The following is a 509-nucleotide window of genomic DNA, read 5'->3' on the forward strand; positions in this document are numbered from 1 at the left end:
GAACTTCCAGGTGCCGTCGAGGTCCAGCCGGTACGGCGAGCGGGTGCGGTCGGCGGCGAGCGCCTGCGGGATGCCCCTGTACGGCATGAGGGTGGTGTGCGGAGGTTCGGTGCCGAGGCGGAAGACGCCGAAGTCGTTCCACTCCGGGGGTCCGTCGTCGGACTGCGGGCGCGGGCCCGCCGCGTGCGCGGCGCCGGACGGGGCGGACAGGGCGAGGGCGCCGAGCACGGCGGCGCCGGACTCCAGGAGACGGCGGCGGCTGACGACCGGACGGACGGGGCGGGTGGGAGCTGCGGCGGGAGACACGTGCGGGTGCGGCATGACCGTGGCCTTCCTCGGTGCGACAGGGCACTGCACGGACTGAGGGCACGCCGGATCCCTCGGCGGCGCGGCGTCGGGGCGGCGACGTCACGCCGGAGGAGGACCACGACGGGTGGTGACGGTGCGACTACTGAGCCCGCCACACCCTAGGACTCGCACACAAACGAAGCAATGATGCCGTCGGACTC

The 509-nt window shown here is 74.1% G+C and carries 1 protein-coding gene; it reads right to left on the reverse strand.

All coding sequences use genetic code 11. The annotated features are described in order from the left end of the window. Positions 1 to 321: hypothetical protein (locus LPA54_RS36675; RefSeq protein WP_228984824.1), on the reverse strand; the 321-nt coding region annotated here is incomplete at its 3' end. Between the last annotated feature and the right edge of the window lie 188 nt (positions 322 to 509).

It is taken from the genome of Streptomyces sp. DH12 (genome assembly GCF_020873895.1).
GTDB lineage: Bacteria > Actinomycetota > Actinomycetes > Streptomycetales > Streptomycetaceae > Streptomyces.